The sequence below is a fragment of the Streptomyces sp. NPDC086023 genome (assembly GCF_044540325.1).
Lineage (GTDB): Bacteria > Actinomycetota > Actinomycetes > Streptomycetales > Streptomycetaceae > Streptomyces.
Genome location: NZ_JBITRX010000012.1, coordinates 253,732 through 274,829, shown reverse-complemented (window position 1 = coordinate 274,829; position 21,098 = coordinate 253,732). Strand labels below are relative to the sequence as shown.

Below are 21,098 nucleotides of genomic sequence, written 5' to 3'. Positions count from 1 at the left end.
TCCGGCATCGGGCTTCGGGGCCGGGACGCTACTCGGCGGCCGCGGCCTGCTCCTGGTAGATGTCCGGCTCCAGGTAGATGACGCGGGCGATCGGCACGGCCGCCCGGATCCGCTCTTCCGCCGCGTTGATCGCGTTGGCGACCTCGGCGGCGGTGTCGTCGTGCTTGACGGCGACCTTGGCGGCGACCAGCAGCTCCTCCGGGCCGAGGTGGAGCGTGCGCATGTGGATGAGGCGGGTGACGGTGTCGCCGTCGACCATCGCGGCCTTGATCTTCTCGACGTCCTCGACTCCGGCGGCCTCGCCGAGCAGCAGCGACTTGGTCTCGGCGGCCAGGATGATCGCGATGACGATCAGCAGGACACCGATGCAGAGCGTGCCGATGCCGTCCCAGACGCCGTTGCCGGTGAGCAGCGCGAGGCCGACGCCGCCGAGGGCGAGGACCAGGCCGACCAGGGCGCCGAGGTCCTCCAGGAGGACCACGGGCAGCTCGGGCGCCTTGGCGCGGCGGACGAACTGGATCCAGGTCAGGCCGCCGCGCAGCTCGTTCGACTCCTTGATCGCGGTGCGGAAGGAGAAGCTCTCCGCGATGATCGCGAAGACGAGCACGCCGATCGGCCAGTACCACTGCTCGATCTCGTGCGGGTCCTTGATCTTCTCGTAGCCCTCGTAGATGGCGAACATGCCACCGACGGAGAACAGCACGATGGAGACGAGGAAGGCGTAGATGTAGCGCTCGCGCCCGTAGCCGAAGGGGTGCTGCGGCGTCGCTTCCCGCTGGGCCTTCTTGCCGCCGAGCAGCAGCAGGCCCTGGTTGCCGGAGTCGGCGAGCGAGTGGACGCTTTCCGCGAGCATCGACGACGAGCCGCTGAAGATGAATGCCACGAACTTGGCTGCGGCGATGGCGAGGTTGGCGGCGAGGGCCGCCACGATCGCCTTGGTTCCGCCTGACGCGCTCATGGGTGCAGGGTGTCCCTTCTCCGACCGGTGATTCGGCCGCACATTGTTGCAGCAGTCGGGAGGAACGCCACGTCAGACCACCACGGTGGCCCGGAAGACCGTGCCCGTACCGGACAATTCGGCCTTCTCGCCCGCCGGTACGAAGACCGAGTGGCCCGGGCTCAGCACCTCCTGCGCCGACTCCCCGCGGACCACGGGCGCGCCGGCCGTGCAGAGCAGGATCTGCGGGGCGACGGCCGGGAGTTGGCGGGGTGCGGAGCCGGGTGCGAGGACCAGGCGCGAGAGGCGGAACTCGTCGATGGGGGTGTCGTACACCTCCTCGCCGTTGCCCTCCGGGCGCAGGACGGCCGGGTCGCCGGCCTCGAAGCGCGTGACCCGCAGCAGTTCGGGGACGTCGACGTGCTTGGGCGTGAGCCCGCAGCGGAGCACGTTGTCGGAGTTGGCCATCAGCTCGACGCCCATCCCGTCGAGGTACGCGTGCGGGATGCCGGCGCCGAGGAACATCGCCTCGCCGGGCTGGAGCCGCACGTGGTTGAGCAGCATGGCGGCGATGACGCCCGGGTCGCCCGGGTAGTGGTGGGCGAGCTTGGCGTACGGGGCGTACTCGCCGCCCAGGCGTTCCACGGCGGCGCTCGCCTCGGCGACGGTGTGGGCCATCTCGGCGCGGTCCGCGGTGAGGACGGCGGTGAGGACCTCGCGCAGGGCGGCGTCCTCGGGGTGGGCGTGGAGCAGGTCGACGTACGGCTTGAGCGAGTCGACCTCCAGCGCGGCGAACAGGTCGGCGGTCCTGAGCGGGTCGCGGAAGCCGCACAGGCCGTCGAAGGGCGTGAGCGCGCAGACGAGTTCGGGCTTGTGGTTGGCGTCCTTGTAGTTCCGGTGCGGGGCGTCGAGGGGGACGCCGCGCCGTTCCTCTTCCGCGAACCCCTCGCGGGCCTGGGTGAGGTCGGGGTGGACCTGGAGGGAGAGGGGCGCGCCCGCGGCGAGGACCTTGAAGAGGAAGGGCAGCCGGGGGCCGAACCTGGCGACGGCCTCCGCGCCGAGCTCCCGCTCGGGGTCGGCGGCGATCAGCTCCGAGAGGGCCGTCTCGCCCCGGCCGCGGTCCACCCGTGAGGGGGCTCCGGGGTGGGCGCCCATCCACAGCTCGGCCTGGGGCTCTCCCGTCGGCGTGACGCCGAGCAGTTCCGGGATGGCTGTCGGGGAACCCCAGGCGTAGGGGCGGACGGTGTTCGAGAGGCGGTCCATCGGTCGTCTTCCTGGGAGGAGGAGCCGGGGAGGGCCACCGGGCCCGGCCTCGCGGGCCGGGATCCGGTCAGGCCGGTCCCCCGGTCGGGTACGTCCGCTCATGCACGGCTGCGTCCGTCATGAACGTCCCCCTGAGGCCAGCGCCAGGTAGGCGGTGGCGAAGTCCGTGACGGCGAGGAGCTCGGCGAGCGTCTCCAGCTCGCCGCCCTCCTCCGGTTCGAGCTCGCTCACGGCCGTGTCGTGGCTGAGGGCGAGTTCGCGTGCGGCGGGTGCGGCGGTGAGTCCGCCGCCCGGCCGGTCACGCAGCAGGACGACCCGGGCGTGCAGGGCCTGTTGCTCCTCGACCCGGTCACGGAAGAAGTCTTCGGGGTCCGCGCCCCCGGCGAAGGCTCCGGAGAGCAGCACGCCGTGCGCGGGGAGGGCCATGGGCAGTTCGGCGACCAGGGCCGGGCGCCCGGCGAGTTCGGCGAGCACGGCGGCGAAGCGGCGGCCCGCGGGGCCGGCGGCCGCGCCCTCGGTCCAGATGAGCGGCAGGGAGTCGGCCAGCTCGGCGGCCAGGGTCTTGGCCGGGTTGGAGTACGTGGCGATGGCGGGCCCGCAGCGCTCCGCGGTGTGGTCCAGGCGGTCCGCGACCTTCTGGAGCTCCTCGGGGGCGGCGGAGATCAGGCCGACCCGGTCGAGGAGGACGAGCAGCGGGGTCAGCAGGGCCCAGAGCGCGCCGGGGCTGGCGGAGGCGCTGTCGTCGTACTCCTGGTACGGGGCCTTGGCCATCGGTACGACGAGCCCGTGGGCGGCAGCGACGGCCTCGCTGAGCGGCGAGCGCTCGGGGGCGACGGCCACGATGGTGCAGCCGCGCCGGTAGGCCTGCTCGGCGAGGACGGAGAGGCCGGGCTCGGAGCCGTCGGTGGTGGCGATGAGCAGCAGGTCCACCGACCCGGCCCAGCCGGGCAGCGTCCAGCGCAGCGCGCCCGCGGCCGGGGCCACTCCGGTGGGGTGCAGGCGGGTCACGGGCGCGGAGGCGCCCGCGAGGGCGCTCAGCAGGTCGGCGACGCCCGTGGCGGCGGTGCCGGGGCCGGCGATGAGGACCGCGCGGGGGCGGCCGTCGGGCCGCAGGTCGGCCAGGCCCGCCTCGGCGGCGTGCCGGGCCGCGGTGCGGACCCGGGCCCCGGCTTCGGCGGCGCCGCGGAGCAGTCCGCGGCGGTCGGCCCTGCCGAGGGCCTCAGGGGCGTCGAGCAGGGACTCGTCCAGCATGGGGGCCTCCCACGTCCGTCAGGGCTACGGCACCGGTCAGGGGTCAGGCGGGGCGGCGGGCCTCGTCCACGAGCAGGACGGGGATGCCGTCGCGTACGGGGTAGGCCAGGCCGCAGTCCGTGCCCGTGCAGATCAGCTCGGGGGTGTCGGCGGCCGACTCGTCCCGCAGCGGCGCGTGGCACGCGGGGCAGGCGAGGATCTCCAGGAGGCCGGCTTCGAGCGGCATGGGGTGTCCCTTTCGAACATGCGGTTTGGGCCAGGTCAGCGTACCGCCGGACGCGGCCGGGTGCGGCTCGGCGGGTCCGGGCGGGGGCGCCGCGGGGCCGGCCGTACGCGGTGCGGGCGCGGGGCAGGCCGTACGCGGTGCGGCGCGGGGCCGGCCGTACGCGGTGCGGCGCGGGGCCGGCCGTACGCGCGCTGCGGCCCGGGACCGGTCACGTGTGGTGTCCGGCCCCGGGGAGGGTGTTACGCGCGGACGAGCGCCAGTACCTCGTCGCGGACCCGGGCGAGGGTGTCCGCGTCCCGGGCCTCCACGTTCAGGCGGAGCAGCGGCTCGGTGTTGGACGGGCGCAGGTTGAACCACCAGTCGGCGGTGGCGACCGTCAGGCCGTCCAGCTCGTCCACGGTGGCGTCCGGCAGGTCCGCGAAGGCGGCCTTCACGGCGGCCGTGCGGGCCGTCTGGTCGGCGACGGTGGAGTTGATCTCGCCGGAGCCGACGTAGCGGTCGTACGCGGCCACCAGGCCGGACAGCGGCCCGTCCTGGCCCCCGAGGGCGGCCAGCACGTGCAGCGCGGCGAGCATGCCCGTGTCGGCGTTCCAGAAGTCCTTGAAGTAGTAGTGCGCCGAGTGCTCGCCGCCGAAGATCGCGCCGGTGCGCGCCATCTCCTCCTTGATGAAGGAGTGGCCGACCCGGGTGCGGACCGGGGTGCCGCCGTGCTCGCGCACGACCTCCGGGACGGACCAGGAGGTGATCAGGTTGTGGATGACCGTGCCGGAGCCGCCGTGGCGGGCCAGTTCGCGGGCGGCGACGAGCGCGGTGATCGCTGACGGGGAGACGCCCTCGCCGCGCTCGTCCACGACGAAGCAGCGGTCGGCGTCGCCGTCGAAGGCGAGGCCGAGGTCGGCGCCCTCGGCGAGGACGCGCGCCTGGAGGTCGACGATGTTCTTCGGGTCGAGGGGGTTGGCCTCGTGGTTGGGGAAGGTGCCGTCCAGCTCGAAGTACATCGGCACGACGTCCAGCGGGAGGCCCGCGAAGACGGTCGGCACGGTGTGGCCGCCCATGCCGTTGCCCGCGTCGACGACCACCTTGAGGGGCCGGATGGAGCCGAGGTCCACCAGGGACTTCAGGTGCGCGGCGTAGTCGTCGAGGGTGTCGCGGCGGGTGATCCCGCCGGTCGTGGCGGCGGGTTCGGGGGCACCGGCGTCCAGCCAGCCCTCGACCAGTTCGCGGATCTCGGTCAGGCCGGTGTCCTGGCCGACCGGGGCCGCGCCCGCCCGGCACATCTTGATGCCGTTGTACTGGGCGGGGTTGTGGGAGGCGGTGAACATCGCGCCGGGCAGGTCCAGTTGGCCCGAGGCGAAGTACAGCTGGTCCGTGGAGCAGAGGCCGATCTCGGTGACGTCCGCGCCCTGGGCCGCCGCGCCGCGGGCGAACGCGCCCGACAGTTCGGGCGAGGAGGGCCGCATGTCGTGGCCGACGACGATCGCCGTGGCGCCGGTGACGCGGACGAACGCGGCGCCGAACAGCTCGGCGAGCGATGCGTCCCACTGGTCGGGGACGACCCCGCGTACGTCGTACGCCTTGACGATCTGCGACAGATCAGCAGCCACGGCCTGCCCTCCTGAGCTCCTGGGTGGTTCGCCCCAACCTACCCGCAGGAGATGAATGCGAACGGTGGGGTGGCTGTCGGAGTCCCGTCGGTTTCGAGCCGATCCCCCCGGGAGGCGGAGCCCGGCCGGGTCGGGCGTCGGAGCCGGCCCGCGTCAGGAGTCGGGCGAGCGCAGGACGCGCAGGTGGCCGCGGCGGGTCTCGGAGACCACGCCCTGGCCGGAACCGCCACCCGCCTCCGCCGCCCGCCCGTGCGGACGGGCCGCCTCGCGCACGGCGTTGGCGAGCGCTTCGAGGTCGTCGCCGCTGGGGCGGGAGGGCGCGGAACCGTCGGAGAGGCGTACGACCTCCCAGCCGCGCGGCGCGGTCAGCCGCTCGGAGTGCTCGGCGCACAGGTCGTAACAGTGGGGTTCGGCGTACGTGGCGAGCGGGCCGAGGACTGCGGTCGAATCGGCGTAGACGTACGTCAGTGTTGCGACGGCAGGGCGGCCGCACGCGGTGCGCGAACAGCGACGTACAGGGCTCACGACGTTGGACGGTACCGCACTCTTGACCGGGCCGCGACGACTCTCCCCCAGCTCACTCCCCCGTGTCGTGGCGTGATCTCGGCCATACCGGCTCCGGCGGCAACTGGCCTGACCTGCGCGGTGCGGTGGCCGGGAGGCGACCTCCGGCGCGGATCACGGTCACCACTCGGTACGAATCCCATCAATCAGGGCGAGATCGTTGGTCAGGGGAGGTTCCGGAAACGATCGAAAGCTTGGCCGGAATGTTCAAGCTCCGACATGCGGTGCGGGCCGTGGATCACCCGGCCCCGGGGGCGTGTCGGGGCTACCCTGCGTGGGTGATGGACAGTTCCGTACCGCCCCCGTCGGCCGAGCGCCCCTCCGAGCCCCGTCCGCGCCGCCGCGACCGCCACGGCCGCGGGATGCGCGGGCCCGTCGCGCCGCCGCAGGTCCCGCTGTCCGCGAGCCGCGCGGAGCTGTTCGGCGACCTGGTCCAGGACTCGGTGGAGCGGCTGGAGCGCCGCTGGCCGCAGCTGGCCGACGTGGAGTTCATGGTGGCCGAGGTGCCGCGGCCGGGCGGCCCGGAGAGCGGCTGGAACGACGAGGCGGTGCCCCTGGGTGCGGTGTTCCAGGCCCGCGCGGGAGGTCCCGCGCGGATCGTGGTCTACCGGCGGCCGGTGGAGATCCGCACCAAGAACCGCGACGAGCGTGCCCTGCTGGTGCACGAGATCGTCGTCGAGCAGGTCGCGGAGCTGCTCGGGCTGTCCCCGGAGACCGTCGACCCGCGGTACGGGCAGGACTGACCGGGTCCCGCGGCGCAGCGCGCTCCCGGGACCCCGCGCGGTCAGCCGCCCAGGACCGAGAGGTCCTGCTCCGCCTCGGGCACGGCCACCGTGCCCCGGTCGTCCGGCAGCGTCTGGACCGTGAACATCGGGATGCCGTCGGCGGGCAGCGCCAGGGTGCGCGCGGCGTGCACCGGGCCGCCCGAGACGGTCTCCACGGTGAGCGCGTACGAGCCCTTGAGCCCGGCCGGCACGGGCGGCTGCACTGCCAGCGTCGCACCCGCCTTCACGGTGTACGTCTTCGTGGCCGGCTCCCCTGCCTCGGTGCCCGCGGAGGCGGTGACCTTGACGACGGCCTCCGCGCCCGGCGCGGTCAGCGAGAGGGTGCCTCCGGTCGCCCGGTTGTCGGCCGCGGTCGCCCGGTCGCCGACCGGCCCGGTGGCCGGCACGAACGCCAGCTCCTGCTTCTCGCCCGTCCCCCGGACCACCCGCAGCGCGGCCACCACGGGCGCCGCGCGCCCGGCGTCGGCGGGGGCCAGCACCAGCGAGCCGGCCTCGCCGCGGGTGAGGTCCTTGAGGTCGGCCACGGCCGTCATGCCGGACTTCACGTGCAGCTGCTCGTGGCCGGCCGGGGAGATGGAGCCGCCCGGTCCCGCCAGCTTCACCGTGAGGTCCGCGTCGTCGTCGCCGGTGGCGAAGGCGACCAGCCGTACGGAGGTCGCGTCGGCAGGGATGCCCGGCAGCACCAGCGCGCCCGAGGGGTCGGCGGAGGCGGGCAGCCAGTCGGCCCCGACGCCGTCCTCCAGGACCTGCACGGCCGCGCCGACCCGGCCGGTGCGCGTGGTGACGTGCACCGTGAGGTCCGCGAACGGCGTGGCCGTGAGCGTCGAGAGGAGCACCGGAACGGAGGACTTGGCGGGCACCGGGATGCCCTCACCCGCGCCGGAGTCGGACTTCAGCCTGCCGTCCGGCCCGTACAGCTCGATGTCGACGACGGCGGTGCTGTCGTCCGGGTTGGTGACGTGCAGGTAGTCCTGCCGGGTCTTGGCGGTGCTCGCGCCGGGGAACCAGAAGTCCGTGTCGGGCGCCGAGCAGCCCACCCCGAGCACCCCGCGGGCGGAGCCGACCGGGACCACCGTGGTCTGCTGCGCGGCCCAGCCCGGGGCGAGCGCGCCCTCGGCCGCGCCGGCCAGGGCCGGGGCCTCGGCGCCCGAGGCCTTGGCGGCCACCGGCTTGCCGGGCTCCTTGAGGGTGAGCAGCGGCTTGACGGTCTTGCCCGCGGTGAGCAGCTGGGCGCCCGGCCTGCCGCCGGGGGACGCCTGGCCGGAGCCTCCCGCGGGAGTGACCGAGGTGTAGGCGGTCTCCGCGACGTCCGAGCCGCTGGGCGCGGGGCACAGCAGCGCCGACCGCTCGACCGGCATCCGCACGGCGGCCTTCGCGGTGGTGCCGCCGGGCTCGCCGGGCGCGGTGAACGAGGCGATGCCGGTGACGGCCGCGAGGGCCGCGGCCACGGCGGCGAGGGTCAGGGGTGCGCGCTTCACTGCTGGGTGCTCCCGTCGGGACGCCGGTTCTCGTGGCCGTGGGGGTCGTGGCCGTGGGGGTCGTGGCCGTGGGGGTCGTACGGGGCGCCGTCCTGGCCGTACGCGCCGTCCTGGCCGTACTCGCCGTTCTGGCCGTATTCGCCGTTCTGGCTGTAGGCACCGTCCTGGCCGTACCCGCCGTCCTGGCCGTACCCGCCGTCCTGGCCGTGCGGGTCGTACGCGCCGTCGCCGGTCTGCCCGTCGTACGCGTCTTCCCGGCCGGTGCCGCCGCCGTACGGGTAGCCCTGGGGGTCGGTGCCGTACTGGGCCGCGGGGCGGCCGTCGGCGTAGCCGGGCTGCTGGTAGCCGCCCTGGTACGGGGTCTCCTCGTAGCCCTGCCGGTAGCCGCCCTGGCCGCCTTGGCCGCCCTGCTCGTACGGGGTGCCGGCGAAGGGGTCCTCGTATCCGCCCTGCCCGTACGCGTACCCGGCGGCCTCCTGGGCCGGCTGGTCGGCGTACGCGGGGGCCGGGGTGTCCCACTCGCCGTACGACGGCTGCTGCGGGACGCCCGCGAAGGCGTCGGCGGCGTCCGTCGCGGGCTGCGCGGCGTACGGGTCGGCCGTCTCGCCGTACGCGGCGGCCTCCGGCGCGGCCTCCTGGGCCTCGGCGCGCAGCCGGCGGGCGCGGCGGCCGGTGCCGTCGGCGCCCTCGGCGGGGGCCTCCGGCTCCTCCGGCAGGTCGTCGTCCAGCTCCCGGCGGCGGCCCGGCAGGGCCATCACCAGCAGGACCACGGCGAGCGAGCCCTGGGCCCAGTGCCAGGCGGTGTGGCCGAGGTCGCCCCGGTACACGAGGTCGAGCCTGCCGCCCTCGCCGGGGAGCTCGAAGCCCTGGGCCCAGCCGTCGACGGGCCTGGCCGTCAGCTCGTGCCCGTCGAGCGTGGCGTGCCAGCCGGGGGCGGCGGTGTCGGCGATGCGCAGCACGCGGCCCGCGGGCCCGGCCGGGATCTCGGTGTGCGCCTCGACCGGTCCGGAGGCGACCGGGATGGGGTCGTCGCCGGACTTTCCGGAGATGATCACGGCGCGGGCGACCTGGCGGTCCACCCGCCACAGGGCGCTGCCGTCGAGCTGGCTGAGGCGGCTCAGGCCGGGGGTGGCGTCGAGGACCCGGCCCACCTGCTTGGGGGCGCCGTCGCGGACGAGCACGTAGCGGATGGCGAAGGCGCCGAGCTGGTCGGTCTGGTCGGCGCCGGAGCCGGCGACGAGGTTGGAGACGACCTTGTCGAGGCGGGCGTCGCCGCCGGTGGCCGCGGCGATCTCGGCGTCGCCGAGCTGTCCGCCGGAGCCCCGGACGAGGGTGTAGGCGACCTTGGCGGGCGAGTCGCCGCCGAGGACGAGGGTGCGGGCCTGGTCCCGGGTGCGGCTCTCCTCGGCCACGAAGGCGGGCACCTGGACCGGGTCCCGGCGCTCGACGGGGCCCGCGGCACCGCTGATCACCCAGCCCGCGGCGCCGAGCAGCGGTCCGGCCGCGGCGGCGAGGGCGATGAGGGCGGCGAGGGGCTGGCGCCAGCCGAAGCTCTGGGCCGCGACCCGCGTGCGTACACCCTCCGCGCCGACGGCGGCGGCGGTGAGCAGCGCGATGCCGTAGACGAGGGTGGCGGGTCCGGCCCAGCCCTCGCGGTTGAGGACCACCGCTCCGGCCAGGCCGGTCAGGGCTACGGCCCAGGCGGCGCGGACGGTGAAGGCGCGCTCCTCGCGCAGCAGGGCGGCCAGGGCTGCGAGCACGACGCCGACGAGCAGCAGGCCGCCGGCGGTGCGGGGGCCGCCGGGGCTGATGCCGAGCAGGTCGAGCGCGGTCGCGGAGCCGGTCCCGAACGGCAGGCCGGCCTCGCGCAGGAGGGCGGCCGGGTCGGTGAGGAGGGTCAGGGACCAGGGGGCGAGGACGAGGAGGGGGACGGCCAGGTTCGCGAGCAGGCGGGGCGCGTGGGTCTTGAGCGCCGAGCGGTTGACGACGAGGGCGGCGACCCCGAGGACCGCCGCGAACAGCCAGGCGACGGGGGTGAAGGCGGTGGCGAGGGTGAGGAGCAGGGTGTACGTCCACACCGCGCGCCAGCTGCCCCGGGCGCCGTCGGAGCCGCCGAAGCCGTACGCGGCCACGGCGGACCGGGCGAGCAGCGGCAGCAGCACGGCGAGCACGGCGGTGCCGAGGCGGCCGCCGGCGAGGGCTCCGGTGACGGCGGGCAGGAAGGCGTACGCGACGGCGCCCCAGGCGCGCAGCAGCCGGGACTCGACGAGCGGCCGGGAGGCGAAGTACGCGGTGAGGCCGGCCAGCGGCACGGAGCAGACCAGCAGCACGGTGAGCGCGAGCTGGGTGCTGCCGAGGAGCAGTCCGGAGAGCGCGGCGAGCACCGCGAGGTAGGGCGGCGCGGTGGCGGTGCCGCCGGTGCCGACGGGGTGCCAGGCGTCGAGGTACGAGCTCCAGAGCCCGGAGGCGCCGGGGGGCGCGGGCAGCAGCGCGCCGCCCATCAGCGAGCCCCCGCTGAGGAGTTCGCGGCAGGCGGCGAGGGAGAGCACGAGCAGCAGGGCGAAGAGGACGGGCGCCGGCTTGCGGGCGATCCGCTTCAGGCGTGCGAACTGCTCGATCTCCAGGAAGTCCGCGTCGTCGCCGCCGGGGCCGGACTCGACGGCACCGCCGTGGCGGCCCGCTCCTCCGGAGGCGTCGTCGGAGCCGCTGCCGAGGTACCCGGCGACCTGCTCGACCGTGGCGCGGAGGGTGGCTCCGGGCGGCGGGAACAGGGGCCGCAGTTCGCCCGCGGGGACCGTGGACCGGCCGCGCCGGCGGCGCGCGCCGAGGATGCGGCCGGGCACGAGGAGGGTGCGCAGGAGGCCGCGCACCTCGTCGACGGCCTGGCCGGGGGCCTTGCCCACGAGGTAGGCGAGGGTGCGCACGAGGGTGCCGAGCACGAGGCGCAGCAGTACGTAGGGGAGCGCGGCGGCGCGGGAGTTGACCAGCATCGTGTAGACGGCGCCGGACTTGTCGACCCGGTGGGGGCTGGCGACCGAGCGGCCGGCGCAGTCGATGGGACGGCGTTCGCGGGCGGCGGCCTCGGCGTGCCGCATGACGGCGTCGGGGGCGACCAGGACGCCGTGTCCGGCGGCGTGGGCGCGCCAGCACAGGTCGACGTCGTCGCGCATGAGGGGCAGGCGGCGGTCGAAGCCGCCGAGCTCCTCGTAGACGTCGCGGCGGATCAGCATGCCGGCGGTGGAGACGGAGAGGACGGGACGGACGCCGTCGTGCTGGCCCTGGTCCTGTTCGCGGCGGTCGAGGCCGGTCCAGCGGCGGCCGCTGCGGGCGATGCTGACGCCGGCCTCCAGCAGCTGCTTGCGGTCGTACCAGCCGCGCAGCTTGGGGCCGATGACGGCGGCCTCGGGGTTCTCCTCGGCCACGCGGAGCAGTTCGGTGAGCGCGTCCGGCTCGGGCGCGCAGTCGTCGTGCAGCAGCCAGAGCCACTGGACGGGCTCGCCGTGGGGCAGTTCGGGGAGGTCGTACGCATCGTCGCGCCAGGTGCGGCTGACGGGGTCCCAGCCGCTGGGGCGCTTCAGGTACGGGAGGTCCTCGGGGGTGAGGACGCCGGCGGTGCGCACGGCCTCGTCGACGGCGGCACCGAAGCCGGTGCGGCGGGCCAGGTGGAGCACCCGGTCGTCGCCGAAGGCGTCGGCGAGGAGGCGGGCGGAGTCGTCGGCACTGCCGGTGTCGGCGGCGACGTGGTTCTGGACGGGCCGCTCCTGGCCCTGGAGGCCGGCGAGCGCCTGGGGCAGCCAGCGGGCGCCGTCGTGCGCGACCAGGACCGCGGTGACGACATGCCTCGGGAACTCGGGGGCGGCGGCCGCCGTATGGGGGGCCGTCGAGTGGCTGTGCACGGACATCGCGGTACGGGCCCTCCGGGCTGGGGGGTCCCCGGGCGGGGCCGGGGAGGGTCCGGGGGGCTGGGCCCCGGGAGGCTGCTGGACAGCGCCCCACACTAACGGCTGCGCACAAAGCGGTCCGCCTCCTGCGGGGAAGGGGCAGGAGGCGGACCGCTGGTCTGTATGGCCGGTGCCGCTGGCGGCTCGTGGCGTTTGTGAGGCTTGTACGGATCTCGGTTCGTACGATGCGCCGTCACGCGGGACAGGGCGCGTGGCGGAAGCTTCGGTTTCCGGTCAGACGGCGGCCTTCTTCAGGCGACGGCGCTCACGCTCGGACAGACCGCCCCAGATGCCGAAGCGCTCGTCGTTCGCGAGGGCGTATTCGAGGCACTCGGAGCGGACCTCACAGGCGAGGCAGACCTTCTTGGCCTCGCGGGTCGAGCCGCCCTTCTCGGGGAAAAAGGATTCGGGATCGGTCTGGGCGCACAGGGCGCGCTCTTGCCATCCGAGCTCCTCGTCCGCCTCCTCGACCAGCAGTTCCTGAAACAGCTCGGTCATGTGCGCCCCTCGTCTGTCTTCGCGTCCCCGTGATGTTGCCGCCGCCGATTTCCGGCCGAACGACACGAGTGAAATTACAAGTGTGCGTATCCGGGGCAGTCAAGCCGAGATCTGCTATTGGGCCCCTTATTCACTCTGCGGAACCAAGCGTATACAGAAAGTGTTCATATCGCCAAAAATCGTGACACATGCCACATGCGTCACCGGCGTCCGCAGCGTCACCCATAACGGACGCGTCACGACGCGCCCGGGTTGCAGCCGCACTTGCCCTGGGCGTGTCTGCACAAACCTTTCTCCGCACACAGTAACCGGATGAGGTGAAACTTTTCCCTCAAACCGGACATTGGGTTGACAGTCGCTCCCCAAACCCGCTCTCCTTGTTTTCATGTCAGCGACCGCAGCGCACTCCCGGACCCCCCTTCGTGGGCTCCTGAGCGCTGCCCTGGTCCGCTGTTGCTGTTGCAGCTGTTGATGCCGTAGAGCGTCCGGCTTTCTCCCCCTGGCTCGCGTACGAGCCGCACTGGCTCGTTGAAGAGCCGTCCTTGCGACACCCCGACAGCCCGTACTCCTGCCGAGGAACCCCCGCACATGAACAGCAGCAGCAACACCCTCCAGACAGCCCCCCAGCTGGACCTCCGGATGGACAGCGACCTCCAGATCGCGGGCGACATCCTCGCCGTCCAGCACCTCCTCCAGCCCGCCAGGGAGCACCCGGCCACCGTCGCCGACTTCGTCGGCCTGGCCCGCTCGATCGCCGGCGACCGCGCGCAGTGGGAGCACCTGGTCGAGTACGACGCCACCAGCCGCTGGTACCACCGCCTGACCACAGGCCCGGGCTACGAGGTGTGGCTGCTCAGCTGGGTGCCGGGACAGGGCAGCGGACTGCACGACCACGGCGGCTCGTCCGGCGTGCTGACCGTCCTTCAGGGCGGGCTGACCGAGCGCACCGAGCGCGGCCGCCGCACGCTCGCGGCCGGCGCCCAGCGCGTGTTCGCCCCCGGGTACGTCCACGAGGTCGTCAACGACTCCCTCGAACCCGCCGTCAGCCTGCACGTCTACTTCCCGGGCCTGACCGAGATGCCGATGCACGAGGGCGGCACGGGTGCCTCTCAGTGCTCCCCGGCCACACTGGACACCGTCCGCGCCTGACAGACTGCGGGGCATGCGCATTGTTGTTCTGGCAGGCGGTATCGGCGGGGCACGTTTCCTCCGCGGACTGAAGTCGGCCGCGCCCGACGCGGACATCACGGTCATCGGCAACACCGGTGACGACATTCACCTGTTCGGTCTGAAGGTCTGCCCCGACCTCGACACGGTGATGTACACCCTCGGCGGCGGCATCAACGAGGAGCAGGGCTGGGGCCGCACCGACGAGTCCTTCACCGTCAAGGAGGAGCTCGCCGCGTACGGCGTCGGCCCCACCTGGTTCGGCCTCGGCGACCGCGACTTCGCCACCCACATCGTGCGGACCCAGATGCTGTCCGCCGGCTACCCGCTCAGCGCCGTCACCGAGGCCCTGTGCGACCGCTGGCGGCCGGGCGTCCGGCTGCTGCCCATGTCCGACGACCGGGTCGAGACCCATGTCGCGGTCGAGGACGGCGGCGAGCGGCGCGTCATCCACTTCCAGGAGTACTGGGTGCGGCTGCGGGCCTCGGTGGACGCCCAGGCCGTCGTACCCGTCGGCGCCGACCATGCCAAGCCGGCACCCGGCGTGCTGGAGGCGATCGAGGCGGCCGACGTGATCCTCTTCCCGCCGTCGAACCCGGTGGTGTCGGTGGGCACCATCCTCGCCGTGCCGGGCATCCGCGAGGCCGTGGCCGCCGCGGCCGCGCCCGTGGTCGGCCTCTCCCCCATCGTCGGCGGCGCACCCGTGCGCGGCATGGCCGACAAGGTGCTGGCCGCGGTGGGCGTCGAGTCCACGGCCGCGGCGGTGGCGAAGCACTACGGCACCGGCCTGCTGGACGGCTGGCTGGTCGACAGCAGCGACGCGGACGCCGTGGCCGAGGTCGAGGCGGCCGGCATCCGCTGCCGCGCGGTGCCGCTGATGATGACCGACCTGGAGGCCACCGCCGTGATGGCCCGCGAGGCCCTGGAGCTGGCCGAGGAGACCCGGTGACCGCACCGGCCATCCGCGTCTGGGCCGTACCCGGCATCGGCGAGGTACGGCCCGGCGACGACCTCGCCGCGCTGATCGCGGCCGCCGCCCCCGACCTGCTCGACGGGGACGTCCTGCTCGTCACCTCGAAGATCGTCTCCAAGGCCGAGGGCCGGATCGTCACCGCCGACTCGCGCGAGGCGGCGATCGACGCCGAGACGGTACGGGTGGTCGCGCGCCGCGGCGCCCTGCGCATAGTGGAGAACCGCCAGGGGCTGGTGATGGCCGCCGCCGGGGTCGACGCGTCCAACACCGGGCCGGGCACCGTCCTGCTGCTCCCCGAGGACCCCGACGCCTCGGCGCGGGCCATCCGCGAGGGGCTGCGGGAGCGGCTCGGCGTCACGGTCGGCGTGATCGTGACGGACACCTTCGGCCGCCCCTGGCGCGCCGGGCTGACCGACGTGGCCATCGGCGCGGCCGGCGTACGGGTCCTCGACGACCTGCGCGGCGGCACCGACGCGTACGGCAACCCGCTGAGCGCCACCGTGGTCGCCACCGCCGACGAACTGGCCGCCGCCGGCGACCTGGTCAAGGGCAAGGCCGGCGGGCTGCCGGTGGCGGTGGTGCGGGGCCTCGGCCGTGACGTGCTCGGCGAGGGCACGGCGGCCGAGCTGATCCGGTCCGCCGCCGACGACATGTTCCGGCTGGGCACCTCGGAGGCGATCCGGGAGGCCGTGACGCAGCGGCGCACGGTCCGCTCCTTCACCGACGAGCCGGTGGACCCGGGCGCGGTACGGCGGGCCGTGGCCGCCGCCGTCACCGCCCCCGCCCCGCACCACACGACGCCGTGGCGGTTCGTCCTCCTGGAGTCCGCGACCGCGCGGGTGGAACTGCTGGACGCGATGCGGGACGCGTGGATCGCGGACCTGGAACGGGACGGGAAGTCCCCGGAATCCATCGCGAAGCGGGTGCGGCGGGGCGACGTCCTGCGCAACGCCCCGTACCTCGCCGTCCCGTGCATGGTCATGGACGGCGCCCACCACTACGGGCACGCCCGCCGGGACGCGGCGGAGCGCGAGATGTTCGTGGTCGCCACGGGCGCGGGCGTCCAGAACTTCCTGGTCGCCCTGGCCGCGGAACGCCTGGGCTCGGCGTGGGTCTCGTCGACGATGTTCTGCCGCGACGTGGTCCGCAAGGTACTGGGCCTCCCGGACGACTGGGAGCCCATGGGCGCGGTGGCGATCGGCCACCCGACCACTCTCCCGGGCCCCCGCCCGGACCGGGACGCGGAGGCGTTCGTCGAGGTGCGGTAGCGGGTTCCGGGGTGGGCCGGTGCCGGTGCCGGGCAGGGCGGGAATTGCGCCGCCCCGCCCGGCCTCGGGCCGGGCGGCGTCTCGGGCCGGCCAGCGTCTCGGGCCGGCCGTCGTCTCGGGCCGGCTACCCGTTGACCGTCATCGCGCACCGCCCGGAGCGGGGGCGCCACTCGTAGGCGCCTGATTTCCACACGCGCGCCTCGGTTCCCGCGCCCCGGCCGCGGACGGTCAGGTGCAGGCCCGGGCGGAACACGAACCGCATGCCGCCCCAGGTGAACAGGACCGCCGACGCGACGGTGGAACCCACCGCCGCCGCAGGTCCTCCGGAGGGAGGGCTACGGCGCCGGGCGCGGCCGCCGATCCGCGGGTGAGCAGCCAGGGCCCGCGGACCTCGATCCGGGTGCCGTCGGCCAGTGCCACGGCCAGGGCGGGAGGCTCCTGGTGCGGGGTGGCACCGACGACGGGCACGTCGGCGTCCGGGACGCGCGGCCGGGCGGGCACGCCCGGCGGGGCGGCGTTGACGACCGGCGGGGCGGCGTTGACGACCGTGGCGCCTCGGAAGGCGACGTCGACGACGGGGACGTCCCGCAGGGCAAGGACCCAGCGGTCCTCCAACTCCTCCATCCATGCCTTCCCTTCGGGCGCACGAAGCCTCGCCGGGTGCTGCCCACGTACGGGCGGGCCCGGTCAGAGGCGGCCGATGTCCGTGCGGGGCATGCGGGGTTTGCGGCGGGGCGGGGTGTGGCCCGCCAGGAGGATCAGGCGGGCCGCTCGGTGGCGCTGGCCCTCGTACGGGGCGAGGAGTTCCAGCATGGCCGCGTCGTCGGTAGTGCGGTCGCCGGCCAGGGCGAAGCCGATGATGCCGGGGAGGTGGAGGTCGCCCACGGTGACCGCGTCCGGGTGGCCGTTGCTGCGCTGGAGGGTTTCGGCGGAGGTCCAGGGGCCGATGCCGGGCACGAGTTCCAGGCGGGCGGTGGCCTCCGGGAGGTCCATGCCGGCGGCCTCTTCGAGGCGGGGGGCGACGCGGGCCGCGCGGAGGATGGTGCCGGAGCGCTTGCTGTCCACGCCCGCCTTGTGCCAGTCCCAGGAGGGGATGCGGCACCAGGTACGGGCGTCCGGCATCGCGTACATCCGGTCCGGGGCGGGACCGGGAGCCGGGGTGCCGTACTGGCGGACCAGGATGCGCCAGGCGCGGTAGGCCTCGTCGGACGTGACCTTCTGCTCCAGGACCGAGGGGATCAGCGACTCCAGGACCAGGCCGGTACGGGTCAGGCGGAGCCCCGGGCGGCTGCGGTGGCTGGCGTGCACGAGGCGGTGCCGGGGGACGAAGGCGGCGGGGTCGTCCTCGGCTCCGAGGAGTGCGGGGAGGCGGTCGAGGAGCCAGTCCGCGCCGGGGCCCCAGGCCTCGCCGGTGACGGTGCCGTCCGCTGCGCGGGCGGTCACCCGGAGCGTGCCGGCGCCGGCCGGGGTCTGGCTGGCCCGCCAGACCGCGCCGTCGGGGGTGACGCGGAAGGTGGGGTCGTGCGGGCCCCTGCGGAGCGGGCCGAGGACCAGGCCGAGGGTGAGGGGGCCGGGGGGTGCGTAGTGGCGGGTGCGGGGGCCCGTGCCGGTGGCGGCCTTCCCGTCGGTGGTGGCGGGGGCGGTGCCGGTGCCGGTTTTGGTGCCGGTGCCGGCTCCGGTGCCGCTCCTTGCGTCGGCGCTGCCGGTGGCGGGAGCCGTCTCGGTGCCGCTGGTGCCGGTGGCGGGCAGCGGTGCAGGTACGCGGGTCGCACCGCCGCGCACGGTGGTGCGGGTGAGGGGATCGAATCTGCCGGCCACCTTCTGAGCGTAGTCCCGGCGGGGCGGTGCCCTGGGCGGTCCGAAGGGTGGCGTTCGGCACGCCCCGCCGTACCTCGGGGCCGCGGGGCTCCTGTGGGTGCGGCCCGGCCGACGATGCCGTCGGGTACGGGCCACCGGGTGCGGACCCGCGGGTCCGTACGGGGCCCGGGGTGCGGGCCGGGGCGAAGCTCCGGTGAACGGGAGAAGGGTGGGGTGGGGCACTTCCCAGCGGTAGCCGAGGGCGAGCCGGCGCCGCGGCCCTGACGAACGCCCGGCCAGGGCTGCTGCCCCAGGTAGTACCAGGGCCCGGCCTGGGGCAGTACCCGGTGCAGGGGCCACCGTCGGGCAGAGGGCCAAGGTCGGACAGGGGTGCGGCTTCGACCGCGGGCCGGGCTTGGGCTGGGAGACGAGCACTCCGCCCGACACCGGCCACGCTTCGGCCCGGGGGTGTTCGGGGCCGGATCGGAGGGCCTTACCGGTCTGACGAGAAGCGGATCGTGGCGGGCGGGAGGGTGGCTTCGCACCAGATTCTCGTGCCCTCGCGGAGTTCGTTGTCCGCGCCCACCACGGCCGCGTCGCCGACCACCGCGCCCGTCAGGTGGGTGCGGGCTCCGACGCGGGCGCCCGCGCCGATCAGGGAGTCCGTGATCACCGCGCCGGGCTCGACCACCGCGCCCGCCAGCACCGCGCTGCCGTGGACCGTGGTGCCGGCGCCGACCTCCGCGCCCTCGGCGATCACCGTGCCGCCCGAGAGCTTGGCGTCCGGGGCCACCACCGCGCCGGGCAGCACCAGCGACTCGCCCGTGCGGCCGGGGACCGCGGGGGAGGGGGCGCGGCCCAGGACGAGGTCGGCGGAGCCGCGTACGAAGGCCTGGGGGGTGCCCAGGTCCAGCCAGTACGTCGAGTCGACCATGCCCTGGAGGTGTGCGCCGGAGGCGAGCAGGTCCGGGAAGGTCTCGCGCTCCACGGAGACCGGGCGGCCGGCCGGGACGGTGTCGATGACGGAGCGCCGGAAGACGTACGCGCCCGCGTTGATCTGGTCGGTGACGATCTCCTCGGGGGTCTGCGGCTTCTCCAGGAAGGCCGTGACCCGGCCGGTCCCGTCCGTCGGGACCAGGCCGAAGGCGCGCGGGTCCTCGACCCGGGTGAGGTGGAGGGAGACGTCCGCCCCCGAGGTCCGGTGGGTGTCCAGGAGGGCGGGTATGTCGAGGCCCGTGAGGATGTCGCCGTTGAAGATGAGGACCGGGTCGTCGGGGCCCGAGTGCAGGCGGGAGGCGACGTTCCGGATGGCGCCCCCGGTGCCGAGCGGCTCGACCTCGGTGACGTACTCCAGGTGCAGTCCGAGGGAGGACCCGTCGCCGAAGTACGGCTCGAAGACCTCCGCGAGGTAGGAGGTGGCGAGCACGACGTGCTCGACGCCGGCCGCCCGCGCCCGTGCCAGCTGGTGGGTGAGGAACGGGACGCCCGCCGCCGGGACCATCGGCTTCGGCGTGTGCACCGTCAGCGGGCGCAGCCGCGTTCCCTTGCCGCCCACCAGGAGGATCGCTTCAGTCAACTTCGCTCTGCTTCCTGCTGGGTCTGGCCTGGGACGGAGCCGCGGCAGGGCCGGGGCGGGCGGCCAGTTTATGCAGAGGTTTTCCTCACCTGCCCTGCAATCGCGCCGATGTCGACCGGGCCGTACCGAGCTTGCCGTAGAGCTTCTTGCCGGGGCACTCGGTGGCGAATCCGTCGCGGTGCCCGGAGATCACGTTCAGTTTGACCTGCTTTCCCTTCGGATACAGGTTCCCGCCACCGGACTTGAGCGTGGCCTTGCCGAGCGGGTTGGCCCCGTACAGGCCGAGCTTCCACGCCGTGAGCTGCGCGATGGCCTTGACCGCGGCGGCCGGCGGCGCGCTGGAGGTGAAGGTGCCGATGACGGCCACGCCCATGCTGTTGGTGTTGAACCCCATGGTGTGGGCGCCCAGGACGGCCTTGGCCACACCGCCCGCGCGGCCCTCGTAGACGGTGCCGCACTTGTCGACGGCGAAGTTGTAGCCGAAGTCGCGCCAGCCGCTGCTGACGACGTGGTAGCGGTACAGGCTGCGCAGGACGGCCGGTGCCTCGGAGCACTTGTAGTTGTTGCCGGAGGCGCTGTGGTGGACGAAGGCCGCCTTGACGCTGCCGGTGTAGACGAAGCCCTTCTCGCGCAGGGACTCGTTGGCGCCCCAGCCCTTGCGGGTGACGATGCGCGGGCGGGGGCCGATGTACGGGCGGGCCGCGACGCCGATCTTGCCGTCGGAGGCGATGAGCACGTCGGCCGCGGAGCCCGCCTTGTCCCGTGCCTCGATGGCGTCCGCGCCGAGCGGGGCGAGGCCGAGGTTGGCGGCGGAGGTCTCGATGGTGGCCTGGCTCATGGCCGGGAGGACCGTCGCCTGCGCGGCGTCGGACGTCTCCGCGGCTCCGGCCGCCTCGGCCTTCTCGTCGGGGCCGGGTCCGTCGGAGCCGGCGAGGGCGGTGGAGCCGGCGAGGCCTGCCAGGACGGCCGGGGAGGCGCCGTGGCGGCCCGAGCGGTTCCCCTCGGGGGCGGGGAGGGGCGCTGCCTCCTCCCCCGGCGCCGGCGTCCTGCCCGGGTCGACCAGTTCGATCCGCATCCCGGTGGGCAGGGCGAGGGCCTCCGGCTCCGCCGTCCGGTGGCCCGCGGCGTCGGAGGCCTCCCCGGCCTCCGGCGCCACGGGTGCACCGGGGGCCTCGCCCGGTTCCGCCTGCACCCGCACCTCGATGCCGTCCGACTCGCCGACCCACAGGGGCGCGGTGCTGCCCTTCACCCGGCGGGAGGCGCCCTCGGCGGTACCGGGGTCGGCCGCGTGCTCACGGTTGTGGATCTCCACGTCCTGCCATGCGGTCCAGGTGCCCGTGTGGGCGGACCGGGTACGGACCTGGACGCGGCCGTGGAGTTCCGTACGCGCGTCGTCCCAGACGACGCCGACCATCGAGAAGGTGCCGGTCTCGCGGGCGGCGAGCCCTGCGGCGGCGGTGTCCGGCAGCCGGGCGGACATGCCGGGGAAGGCCCTCCTGGAAGCGGGGGTGAGGGGGGTCAGGGGGAGCGACTGGGTCGAGCCGGGCACGGCCGGTTCGGCCCCGGCGGCGGGCCCGGCGGCCGGTACTGCACCCGGCCCGCCGGCCGGTACTGCGCCCGGCCGGGCGGCCGGGGCACCGGCCGGGGCGGGCGGTGCGCCCGGTCCCGCCGCCAGGGACGGAGAGGTCAGCGCGAGCGGGAGGGCCAGTGCGGCCGCCGTCGCGACGCCGATCGAGGAACACAGGAATCCACGCATGCAGCCGATGCTGA

17 protein-coding genes are annotated in these 21,098 nt (G+C 74.8%); 4 read left to right on the top strand and 13 right to left on the bottom strand.

The features are described from left to right. Positions 1 to 28: 28 nt before the first annotated feature. From ACIF6F_RS24415 to ACIF6F_RS24390, 6 genes are all read right to left on the bottom strand, one after another. Positions 29 to 958, bottom strand: coding sequence for a cation diffusion facilitator family transporter (locus ACIF6F_RS24415; RefSeq protein ID WP_399950154.1), 930 nt, complete (start codon positions 956 to 958; stop codon positions 29 to 31). A 72-nt stretch (positions 959 to 1,030) separates the two neighbouring features. Then, a complete protein-coding gene (manA, locus tag ACIF6F_RS24410) occupies positions 1,031 to 2,200 on the bottom strand; it encodes a mannose-6-phosphate isomerase, class I (protein ID WP_399950151.1) in 1,170 nt (389 codons plus the stop codon). Between the two features lie 117 nt (positions 2,201 to 2,317). Further along, complete coding sequence (locus ACIF6F_RS24405) at positions 2,318 to 3,451, bottom strand: SIS domain-containing protein (protein WP_399950148.1); 1,134 nt, start codon at positions 3,449 to 3,451, stop codon at positions 2,318 to 2,320. 43 nt (positions 3,452 to 3,494) lie between these two features. Next, entirely contained in the window at positions 3,495 to 3,677 is a 183-nt protein-coding gene (locus ACIF6F_RS24400; RefSeq protein WP_399950145.1) for a Trm112 family protein, read from the bottom strand. A gap of 239 nt (positions 3,678 to 3,916) precedes the next feature. Next, positions 3,917 to 5,281: a phosphomannomutase/phosphoglucomutase gene (locus ACIF6F_RS24395; protein WP_399950142.1), complete on the bottom strand. Its 1,365-nt coding sequence runs from the start codon at positions 5,279 to 5,281 to the stop codon at positions 3,917 to 3,919. A 153-nt stretch (positions 5,282 to 5,434) separates the two neighbouring features. Beyond that, positions 5,435 to 5,857, bottom strand: coding sequence for a DUF3499 domain-containing protein (locus tag ACIF6F_RS24390; RefSeq protein WP_399950219.1), 423 nt, complete (start codon positions 5,855 to 5,857; stop codon positions 5,435 to 5,437). Positions 5,858 to 6,126: 269 nt separating this feature from the next. Here ACIF6F_RS24390 and ACIF6F_RS24385 point away from each other — a divergent pair, with 269 nt between their 5' ends. After that, positions 6,127 to 6,588 carry a metallopeptidase family protein gene (locus ACIF6F_RS24385; RefSeq protein ID WP_399950216.1) on the top strand — a complete coding sequence of 154 codons (462 nt, stop codon included), beginning with the start codon at positions 6,127 to 6,129 and terminating at the stop codon, positions 6,586 to 6,588. A gap of 41 nt (positions 6,589 to 6,629) precedes the next feature. On the opposite strand, the gene ACIF6F_RS24380 is transcribed toward ACIF6F_RS24385, so the two are convergent. The 3 genes from ACIF6F_RS24380 to ACIF6F_RS24370 all read right to left on the bottom strand — a co-directional run bounded on the left by ACIF6F_RS24380 (position 6,630) and on the right by ACIF6F_RS24370 (position 12,547). Continuing rightward, complete coding sequence (locus ACIF6F_RS24380; RefSeq protein WP_399950138.1) at positions 6,630 to 8,108, bottom strand: DUF5719 family protein; 1,479 nt, start codon at positions 8,106 to 8,108, stop codon at positions 6,630 to 6,632. Then, positions 8,105 to 12,010, bottom strand: a complete 3,906-nt coding sequence (locus ACIF6F_RS24375; RefSeq protein WP_399950135.1) for a glycosyltransferase family 2 protein — start codon at positions 12,008 to 12,010, stop codon at positions 8,105 to 8,107. Before ACIF6F_RS24375 ends, ACIF6F_RS24380 begins: the two co-directional genes overlap by 4 nt. Before the next feature lie 273 nt (positions 12,011 to 12,283). Then, positions 12,284 to 12,547: a WhiB family transcriptional regulator gene (locus ACIF6F_RS24370; RefSeq protein WP_003983763.1), complete on the bottom strand. Its 264-nt coding sequence runs from the start codon at positions 12,545 to 12,547 to the stop codon at positions 12,284 to 12,286. A gap of 588 nt (positions 12,548 to 13,135) precedes the next feature. Here ACIF6F_RS24370 and ACIF6F_RS24365 point away from each other — a divergent pair. The 3 genes from ACIF6F_RS24365 to ACIF6F_RS24355 are packed head-to-tail and all read left to right on the top strand — an operon-like array spanning position 13,136 to position 15,955. Beyond that, positions 13,136 to 13,696 (top strand): cysteine dioxygenase, encoded by a 561-nt coding sequence (locus tag ACIF6F_RS24365; RefSeq protein ID WP_399950132.1) that lies wholly within the window; start codon positions 13,136 to 13,138, stop codon positions 13,694 to 13,696. 13 nt (positions 13,697 to 13,709) lie between these two features. Then, positions 13,710 to 14,663, top strand: coding sequence for a 2-phospho-L-lactate transferase (gene cofD / locus ACIF6F_RS24360; protein ID WP_399950129.1), 954 nt, complete (start codon positions 13,710 to 13,712; stop codon positions 14,661 to 14,663). Continuing rightward, positions 14,660 to 15,955 carry a coenzyme F420-0:L-glutamate ligase gene (locus ACIF6F_RS24355; protein ID WP_399950126.1) on the top strand — a complete coding sequence of 432 codons (1,296 nt, stop codon included), beginning with the start codon at positions 14,660 to 14,662 and terminating at the stop codon, positions 15,953 to 15,955. The genes cofD and ACIF6F_RS24355 overlap by 4 nt, the downstream gene beginning before the upstream one ends. A gap of 228 nt (positions 15,956 to 16,183) precedes the next feature. On the opposite strand, the gene ACIF6F_RS24350 is transcribed toward ACIF6F_RS24355, so the two are convergent. The 4 genes from ACIF6F_RS24350 to ACIF6F_RS24335 form a co-directional block, all read right to left on the bottom strand. After that, entirely contained in the window at positions 16,184 to 16,579 is a 396-nt protein-coding gene (locus ACIF6F_RS24350; RefSeq protein ID WP_399950123.1) for a hypothetical protein, read from the bottom strand. 63 nt (positions 16,580 to 16,642) lie between these two features. After that, positions 16,643 to 17,773: a DNA-3-methyladenine glycosylase family protein gene (locus tag ACIF6F_RS24345; RefSeq protein ID WP_399950120.1), complete on the bottom strand. Its 1,131-nt coding sequence runs from the start codon at positions 17,771 to 17,773 to the stop codon at positions 16,643 to 16,645. A gap of 472 nt (positions 17,774 to 18,245) precedes the next feature. Beyond that, positions 18,246 to 19,328: a sugar phosphate nucleotidyltransferase gene (locus tag ACIF6F_RS24340; protein ID WP_399950117.1), complete on the bottom strand. Its 1,083-nt coding sequence runs from the start codon at positions 19,326 to 19,328 to the stop codon at positions 18,246 to 18,248. Positions 19,329 to 19,413: 85 nt separating this feature from the next. Next, on the bottom strand, positions 19,414 to 21,084 hold the full coding sequence (locus ACIF6F_RS24335) for an N-acetylmuramoyl-L-alanine amidase (protein ID WP_399950114.1): 1,671 nt from the start codon (positions 21,082 to 21,084) through the stop codon (positions 19,414 to 19,416). Positions 21,085 to 21,098 lie beyond the last annotated feature (14 nt).

Bases quoted from the DNA above. Each gene is read 5' to 3' on its own strand.
- ACIF6F_RS24415 (WP_399950154.1), bottom strand. From the start codon at position 958: ATGAGCGCGTCAGGCGGAACCAAGGCGATCGTGGCGGCCCTCGCCGCC.
- ACIF6F_RS24400 (WP_399950145.1), bottom strand. From the start codon at position 3,677: ATGCCGCTCGAAGCCGGCCTCCTGGAGATCCTCGCCTGCCCCGCGTGC.
- cofD (WP_399950129.1), top strand. From the start codon at position 13,710: ATGCGCATTGTTGTTCTGGCAGGCGGTATCGGCGGGGCACGTTTCCTC.
- ACIF6F_RS24350 (WP_399950123.1), bottom strand. From the start codon at position 16,579: ATGGAGGAGTTGGAGGACCGCTGGGTCCTTGCCCTGCGGGACGTCCCC.
- ACIF6F_RS24335 (WP_399950114.1), bottom strand. From the start codon at position 21,084: ATGCGTGGATTCCTGTGTTCCTCGATCGGCGTCGCGACGGCGGCCGCA.
- ACIF6F_RS24385 (WP_399950216.1), top strand. From the start codon at position 6,127: ATGGACAGTTCCGTACCGCCCCCGTCGGCCGAGCGCCCCTCCGAGCCC.
- ACIF6F_RS24405 (WP_399950148.1), bottom strand. From the start codon at position 3,451: ATGCTGGACGAGTCCCTGCTCGACGCCCCTGAGGCCCTCGGCAGGGCC.
- ACIF6F_RS24375 (WP_399950135.1), bottom strand. From the start codon at position 12,010: ATGTCCGTGCACAGCCACTCGACGGCCCCCCATACGGCGGCCGCCGCC.
- manA (WP_399950151.1), bottom strand. From the start codon at position 2,200: ATGGACCGCCTCTCGAACACCGTCCGCCCCTACGCCTGGGGTTCCCCG.
- ACIF6F_RS24365 (WP_399950132.1), top strand. From the start codon at position 13,136: ATGAACAGCAGCAGCAACACCCTCCAGACAGCCCCCCAGCTGGACCTC.
- ACIF6F_RS24370 (WP_003983763.1), bottom strand. From the start codon at position 12,547: ATGACCGAGCTGTTTCAGGAACTGCTGGTCGAGGAGGCGGACGAGGAG.